We start from the raw sequence: 6,761 nt of genomic DNA on the forward strand, positions 1-6,761 counted from the left end.
TAACAATAGAAATGTCTTGATTTAATGTTTTAATAAGAGATTACAGTAAGGAAATAAAGGAAAAATTATTTTTTCATGGAATTAGAATCACCACCTAACGTCAATCTAGTTTCACAAAATAGAATTCGAAGTTAACTGAATTGTATATCAATTTAATTTTCACTTACAATGGGGGTTTTTTTTAACGGCTTAAGCCCTAAAAAATTTGGAGTATTCTTGTTTTTGTGCGTAAAAGAGGAAAAAAATCCATCAAAGGCACTAATTAAGAAGGATTCAATTGGGGTTATTGCGTTTTAAAACAAATTTCATTCAATAAATTACAAGATGTATAGAGGGATTGGATTGTCAACACCAAAACTTTTTTAAGATGTTCAAGTTGGTACTGGATAAGACTCATGTGCTCCAATGTCCCATGAAGCCGAATATGGTTATACCAATCACGTAACCAGTTAATTCTCACTGTAAATCTTTTAAACTTCTAAATTGGCGGTCTAATGGAAATTTGAAGAATGTCCTTTCTTTCTTCAATAACTAGTGACTACTTTTTTTGCCAATTGCTTATTACTCCAGTAAGAATTTGATATTCTGTTTCTAACCATCCCTTTAACTCGTTTAATGATAAAACTTGGCTTGCATTTTTCTCTGAAAATATAAGTTGTTTAAAAAACGTAGAATGAGGATTAGCTCGGTCATTTTTCAACAGCTATATTATTATTAAACGACTTTATTGTAATTCAACATTTCATACACCCACATTCCTAATGGTCCTATTATTACAAGTATTAGGAAATGGTAAATTTGACTATAATTTTAATGCAAAAAGACAAAAAAACCACATGATGTATTGCGCTTAGTTCCTACCGTTTCGTTCCATTAAATTGCCTTTATTTCCTCACTTGAATTATATAAGTGATTTCGACTATTTTCACCGCTCCCTTTTCAAGAGTATGATTTATATATAAAAAAGCTAGCGGAGTTTCCGCTAGCCATCTATCTTATCGCTTTTGAATTTCCTGCATGAGCAGTTTGTTTACTAGTTGCGGATTTGCCTGGCCTTTTGTTGCTTTCATCATTTGGCCAACTAGGAATCCGACTGCTTTTTTCTTGCCGTTTTTGAAATCTTCAATAGATTGCGGGTTCGCATCTAAAATTTCAGTTACGATTTTAAGAAGGGCACCTTCATCAGAAATTTGCACCAATCCTTTTTCTTCAACAATTTTCTTTGCGTCTCCACCGTTTTCAATTAATTCTTTAAAGACGGTTTTCGCAATTTTGGATGAAATCGTTCCATCCTCAATTAATTGAATCATTCCCGCCAAGCCTTCTGGCGTCAGCTCTGTTTCATGAAGCTCTAATCCTTCTGCATTTAAGTATGCAGATACTTCACCCATCACCCAGTTAGATGCTTGTTTTGGATCTGCACCAGCAGCAACTGTCGCTTCAAAGAAGTCTGCACTTTCTATTGTTACAGTCAGAACGCCAGCATCATATGCCGGCAGGCCAAAGTCTTCTGTATAGCGTTTTTTACGGGCATCTGGTAGCTCAGGTATCTCTGCACGAATACGAGCTTTCCAATCCTCATCAATATGGATATCAAGCAAGTCCGGTTCCGGGAAATAGCGGTAATCATCAGAGCCCTCTTTTACACGCATAAGCAATGTTTTACCAGTGGCTTCATCAAACCTACGTGTTTCCTGCTCAATCTCTCCGCCTGCACGCAATACTTCCGCTTGACGTTTTTCTTCGTATTCAAGTCCTTTGCGAACGAAGTTAAATGAATTCAAGTTTTTAAGCTCCGTCTTTGTTCCGAATTCCTCTTGTCCTACAGGACGAAGCGAAATATTTGCGTCACATCTTAAAGAGCCTTCCTCCATTTTACAATCTGACACGCCAGTATATTGAATAATTGATTTCAATTTTTCTAGATAAGCATAGGCTTCATTCGGCGTGCGGATATCCGGCTCTGATACAATCTCGATTAATGGCGTTCCCTGGCGGTTGTAATCTACTAAAGAATAGCCATTGCCATGCGTTAATTTTCCTGCATCTTCTTCTAAGTGAATGCGTGTAATGCCGATTTTTTTCTTATAGCCGTCCACTTCAATTTCAATCCAGCCATGCTCTCCAACCGGCTTATCAAATTGAGAGATTTGAAATGCCTTCGGATTATCAGGATAAAAATAGTTTTTACGATCAAACTTCGTCACTGGTGCTATTTCACAATTCAAGGCCATGGAAGCCTTCATGCCGAATTCAACCGCCTTTTTGTTAACGACAGGCAATACGCCTGGGTATCCAAGATCGACCACGGTTGTATTCGTGTTAGGCTCAGCACCGAAATGATTCGGGCTTGCTGAAAATATTTTTGAATCTGTCTTTAATTCAACGTGCACTTCTAATCCTATTACTGTTTCAAAGTCCATGACTTTCCCCCCTTACAGTTCCGGTTTTTGTTTATGAAAGTCTGTTGCTTGCTCGAAAGCATGTGCGACACGATACACCGTACTCTCATCAAAATGTTTACCGATAATTTGCAAGCCAAGCGGAAGGCCGCCTGTGAATCCACAAGGAACAGAAATCCCCGGAACACCAGCAAGATTGACTGGAATGGTTAAAATATCATTTGCATACATTGTCAGCGGATCGTCTAGCTTTTCGCCAAGTTTGAATGCTGGTGTTGGCGTTGTCGGACCAACAATGACATCATACTTTGCAAATACGTCTTCAAAATCCTTCTTGATTAATGTACGCACTTTTTGCGCTTTCTTATAGTAGGCATCATAGTAGCCTGAGCTAAGAGCAAACGTACCAAGCATAATTCTGCGCTTCACTTCTTCGCCGAATCCTTCAGCACGGGTTTTTTTATACAGCTCAATTAAGCTCTCCGGCTGTTCCGTGCGATATCCGTAACGAACACCGTCAAATCTTGCTAAGTTAGCAGAGGCTTCTGAAGAAGAAAGCAAATAATAAGTAGCTAGCGCATATTTAGAATGAGGAAGCGAAACCTCTTCCCATGTTGCGCCTAGCTTTTCTAATACTTTTAATGAATCAAGCACAGATTGGCGCACTTCCTCTTGCACGCCTTCACCAAGATATTCCTTAGGCACAGCGATTTTTAAGCCTTTCACATCGCCTGTCAAACCTTCAGCAAAATTTGGTACGCTTACATTGGCTGAAGTAGAATCCATTGGATCGATGCCTGCAATCGCCTGTAGAAGATAAGCATTATCTTCAACTGTACGCGTAATTGGCCCGATTTGATCCAAAGAAGAAGCAAAGGCAACGAGACCAAAGCGAGAAACTCGTCCATATGTAGGCTTCAATCCAACGACGCCGCAAAATGAAGCTGGCTGACGAATAGAGCCACCTGTATCAGACCCTAATGAGAACAGAACTTCTCCTGCTGCAACAGCAGCCGCCGATCCGCCAGATGAACCGCCAGGAACCGTATCTAAGTTCCATGGGTTGCGCGTTGCCTGGAAGCCGGAGTTTTCATTAGAAGATCCCATAGCAAACTCGTCCATGTTTAACTTCCCGATTGTAATCGTTTCCGCATCTTTCAATTTATTGACGACTGTCGCATCATAAATCGGATCAAAGTTCTCAAGGATTTTACTCGCACATGTTGTACGAAGTCCTTTTGTGACTAAATTGTCCTTTAAACCGATCGGCATACCAAACAGCATCCCATTGCTATTATCCGTTCCTAGCTTCTCGTCAATTTCTTTAGCGGCCGCTCGAGCATTTTCTTCATCCAAAGTTAAAAATGCCTGCACCTTATCATCTACTTCACTAATACGCTTGAAAGATTCACTAACAAGGTCAGAAGAAGTAATTTCTTTTTTATGTAAAAGCTCATGAAGCTCTGACACTTTATGATCGAATAAACTCACCGTTTTCCCCTCCACCTACTCAATAATAGACGGTACTTTCACATATCCGTCCCTGTGCTCAGGAGCATTCTTCAATACTTCCTCCTGCGGAAGCCCTTCAATTGCTTTATCTTCTCGTAATACGTTCTTCATATTTAATACATGGGAAGTTGGTTCCACATGGTCCGTATCCAGTTCATTTAATTCTTCAGCAAATGAAATAATCGCATCCAGCTGGTTTTTAAAATCTTTTGCTTCCTCTTCTGTAATTGCCAATCTCGCCAAGTTTGCCACATGCTTTACTTGATCAGTTGTAATTCTTGACATCGCAGCCACCTCCAAATCCAAATAAAAATACGCAATTATATAGATCATATCAAACTTTCACGCGTTAAAGCAATATGAAGCATTGATTGATATATCCCTCTGACTATTTTACCATGAGTTGAGCGAGATCGCATGGGCATGTGAAAAGAAGTACAAATTGGAATTATGCACTAAAAAGGCTAACCATGCAAGAATCGGTCAGCCTCTTTTCAACACCTTTTTTATAAAAGATAGCACGCCTTTTTTCTGCTCTGCTTCTTCTATTTTCGGCTTTTCATCCTTCACATATACTTCCTCTTTATCAATAGCATGATCGTAAGCTAGAACAAGTCCTAGCTCAGAGTTATAGTCTTTATTCGTGACAATTGTATATTCTACATGATGTATTGTAGCGATTTTGGAGTATTTCGAGATATCCTCGTAGCCCATATGGCCATTGAGGTATAGTCTGGCTTTCTGGTTTTGCTTAATTGCTGCTTCAACTTCACTCATGACGCCTTGCTTTCTCACTTGCGGCTGGGTAAGGACGATCACTGTCCGCTCCCTCAAGGTTCCTAAATAACGCCGGCGTTCATCCGGCTTCGTCTGCTTTTGGCCGTATATCCCTTGTTTTAAATACTCATCTATCTTTTCTGTCATCAGATGCACCTCCACCCATTCAATCAAATGTTTGATTAATGGATATGTTCGTCTTAGTATAGCTGGTTCTGCTTATTACAATCAAACGATTTACTAAAAAGGTATGTTATTTTTCATGAAAGGTGACAGTGCATAAAAAAAGGCCTCTCTAAAATGAGAGGCAAGAAAATTGGAGTTTAATAAGTTTGAGAAAAAATCACGTAAGACTTAAATTACACTTTAAGTTTTTCATCAGAAGTAAATTGCTCTTCCTCCGTTGACCCTTTTAAAGCTGTTGTGGAGGATGTTCCGCCTGTGATTGTCATTGATACTTGGTCAAAGTAACCAGTACCGACTTCCCGCTGGTGTCTTGTAGCAGTATAGCCTGACACTTCGCTTGCAAATTCAGCTTGCTGAAGCTCAGAGTATGCAGCCATGCCTCTGTCCTTATAGCCAAGGGCAAGTTCGAACATGCCATGATTTAAGGAATGGAAGCCTGCAAGCGTAACGAATTGGAATTTGTAGCCCATTTTCCCAAGCTCAACTTGGAATTTCGCAATTGTCTCTTCATCTAGCTTTTTCTTCCAGTTAAAAGATGGAGAGCAGTTGTAGGCAAGCAATTTGCCCGGGAATTTGGCATGAATAGCGTCAGCAAATGCTTGCGCTTCCTCTAAGCTTGGCTCAGAAGTCTCACACCAGATTAAGTCTGCATATGGCGCATACGCCAATCCTCTTGCAATCGCTTGATCCAAGCCGGCTTTTGTACGGAAGAATCCTTCCGGCGTTCTATCACCCGTAATGAATTCTTCATCATAAGGATCAACATCGCTTGTAATCAGGTCAGCCGCATTTGCGTCAGTTCTAGCGATAACAAGTGTTGGTACACCCATTACATCTGCAGCAAGTCTGGCAGAGATTAAATTTTTTACTGCTGTTTGTGTTGGAAGAAGCACTTTTCCTCCTAAGTGACCACATTTCTTTTCAGAGGAAAGCTGATCTTCAAAGTGAACACCGGCAGCTCCTGCTTCAACCATGCCTTTCATTAATTCAAATACATTAAGCTGTCCGCCAAAGCCAGCTTCTGCATCTGCTACGATTGGCGCGAACCAGTCAATCGATTGGTCACCCTCTAAATGGTGAATCTGGTCAGCACGCTGTAAAGCCTGATTAATACGCTTTACTACATTCGGCACACTGTTTGCAGGATATAAGCTTTGGTCAGGATACATATTACCAGAAAGGTTTGCATCAGCTGCTACTTGCCAGCCGCTTAAGTATATAGCTTTCAAGCCAGCTTTTACTTGCTGCACTGCTTGATTGCCTGTTAATGCACCAAGTGCATTAATAAAGTCTTCTTCATTAACTAGCTTCCATAGTTTTTCTGAGCCTTTGCGAGCCAATGTATGTTCAATGTCAATAGACCCTCTTAGTTTAATTACCTCTTCCGCCGTATATGGTCTCTCAATCCCTACCCAGCGTGAATCCGTTGCCCAGCTCTCTTCTAATTGACGTACTCTTTCGTTTGTCATTTGTAAAAATCCTCCCTTTATTGTTGAGTAAGCGTTTTTGTTCCTGTCTTAGTTGTTGTATTACAATAACTTATTTATATCTTGTATTATATAACAGATAATTTAGAAATGGAACTGTTTAATTCTAAATTATCTGAAATTATTTTCGACAGAATGTGACATTAATCTTTGAGTGAGGATTTCATTTGGGAGATTATATTTGTGTTTATTGTGGTTATTTCAAGGTGATTTGGCTGTTTCTTTTTCCTTATCGTCCTATTATTTTCGGTATTTCTCTGTTTCGATTCTTTATCCGCCATCTCTTAGTAGCTGAGAAGAATCCGGCTAAAAAAAAAGCCACCCCCAAAGGGATGGCTCACAACTGTAAAATTAGTACATTTCAGAAGTTGTTTTTGCTTGCATGTGAAGCATGATG

6 protein-coding genes are annotated in these 6,761 nt (G+C 39.8%); 1 reads left to right on the plus strand and 5 read right to left on the minus strand.

All coding sequences use genetic code 11. The features are described from left to right. Nucleotides 1–995: 995 nt before the first annotated feature. The 5 genes from gatB to aceA all read right to left on the minus strand — a co-directional run bounded on the left by gatB (nt 996) and on the right by aceA (nt 6,346). Nucleotides 996–2,423 carry an Asp-tRNA(Asn)/Glu-tRNA(Gln) amidotransferase subunit GatB gene (gene gatB, locus CWS20_RS11800; RefSeq protein WP_066193180.1) on the minus strand — a complete coding sequence of 476 codons (1,428 nt, stop codon included), beginning with the start codon at nt 2,421–2,423 and terminating at the stop codon, nt 996–998. 12 nt (nt 2,424–2,435) lie between these two features. Continuing rightward, nucleotides 2,436–3,893, minus strand: a complete 1,458-nt coding sequence (gene gatA / locus CWS20_RS11805; protein ID WP_066193178.1) for an Asp-tRNA(Asn)/Glu-tRNA(Gln) amidotransferase subunit GatA — start codon at nt 3,891–3,893, stop codon at nt 2,436–2,438. A gap of 15 nt (nt 3,894–3,908) precedes the next feature. Beyond that, nucleotides 3,909–4,199 carry an Asp-tRNA(Asn)/Glu-tRNA(Gln) amidotransferase subunit GatC gene (gatC, locus tag CWS20_RS11810; RefSeq protein ID WP_066193177.1) on the minus strand — a complete coding sequence of 97 codons (291 nt, stop codon included), beginning with the start codon at nt 4,197–4,199 and terminating at the stop codon, nt 3,909–3,911. 198 nt (nt 4,200–4,397) lie between these two features. Beyond that, on the minus strand, nt 4,398–4,838 hold the full coding sequence (locus tag CWS20_RS11815; protein WP_066193175.1) for a YueI family protein: 441 nt from the start codon (nt 4,836–4,838) through the stop codon (nt 4,398–4,400). A gap of 212 nt (nt 4,839–5,050) precedes the next feature. After that, on the minus strand, nt 5,051–6,346 hold the full coding sequence (gene aceA / locus CWS20_RS11820) for an isocitrate lyase (RefSeq protein ID WP_066193173.1): 1,296 nt from the start codon (nt 6,344–6,346) through the stop codon (nt 5,051–5,053). A gap of 185 nt (nt 6,347–6,531) precedes the next feature. Here aceA and CWS20_RS11825 point away from each other — a divergent pair, with 185 nt between their 5' ends. Further along, nucleotides 6,532–6,759 (plus strand): hypothetical protein, encoded by a 228-nt coding sequence (locus CWS20_RS11825; protein ID WP_101226312.1) that lies wholly within the window; start codon nt 6,532–6,534, stop codon nt 6,757–6,759. Nucleotides 6,760–6,761: the final 2 nt, after the last annotated feature.

Source organism: Cytobacillus horneckiae (assembly GCF_002835735.1).
Classification (GTDB): Bacteria; Bacillota; Bacilli; order Bacillales; family Cytobacillaceae; genus Cytobacillus; species Cytobacillus horneckiae.

What these genes read in the sequence shown, in the direction of transcription:
- gatB (WP_066193180.1), bottom strand. Translation starts at nt 2,423, where the DNA reads ATGGACTTTGAAACAGTAATAGGATTAGAAGTGCACGTTGAATTAAAG.
- gatC (WP_066193177.1), bottom strand. Translation starts at nt 4,199, where the DNA reads ATGTCAAGAATTACAACTGATCAAGTAAAGCATGTGGCAAACTTGGCG.
- CWS20_RS11815 (WP_066193175.1), bottom strand. Translation starts at nt 4,838, where the DNA reads ATGACAGAAAAGATAGATGAGTATTTAAAACAAGGGATATACGGCCAA.
- aceA (WP_066193173.1), bottom strand. Translation starts at nt 6,346, where the DNA reads ATGACAAACGAAAGAGTACGTCAATTAGAAGAGAGCTGGGCAACGGAT.